The following is a 577-nucleotide window of genomic DNA, read 5'->3' as shown; positions in this document are numbered from 1 at the left end:
CGAATAGGCCTGATACATAGATGCAACGGGGCGGCGGTTTTTCAAAAGCGGGTAGACAGTGGGGGCGAGTCCATACATAGCAGCTGGCGAAGCCTGCGTTCGGCTGCGAAGCAGTCGTAGATCCTGCCACATCAATCGTCCTGAAACACCGCGATGGATGGTCTCACGACTGCTTCGCAGCCGAACGCAGGCTTCGCCAGCTGCTACACGGATCTGTCGTGCTCTGTGTACCGTTCGGTACAAACTTCACATACCCACGACAACTTGCCCCTTGAGGCTGCATAAGCCGGTGCACCCACCGGTTATCCATACCAAGGAGTGAGCGCAATGATCGGTAGCGTCAGCAGTTACACGAGCTATACCAGCATCAACAGCACCACCACCAGCACCGCCCGCAGCCAGCAATTTCAGAAAGATCTGCTCGCCAAACTGGACAGCAACAGCGACGGCGCGGTGGATCAGGATGAACTCAAGAGCGCCCTGTCGCAGAAAACCGACGACGGTCTGCTGGTCAGCCTGAGCAAGAATTTCGCCGACCTGGACAGCGACGAAAGCGGCAGTCTGAGCAGTGAAGAAA

The 577-nt window shown here is 56.8% G+C and carries 1 pseudogene; it reads left to right on the top strand.

The window, feature by feature from the left end:
* Positions 1-327 precede the first annotated feature (327 nt).
* A pseudogene (locus WLY71_RS30695) lies at positions 328-577 on the top strand (histidine kinase); the annotation flags it as partial.

It is taken from the genome of Pseudomonas rossensis (assembly GCF_039888995.1).
GTDB classification, from domain to species: Bacteria; Pseudomonadota; Gammaproteobacteria; order Pseudomonadales; family Pseudomonadaceae; genus Aquipseudomonas; species Aquipseudomonas rossensis.
The sequence above is the reverse complement of the archived record's forward strand: the minus strand, read 5'-3'. Positions and strand labels throughout refer to the sequence as shown.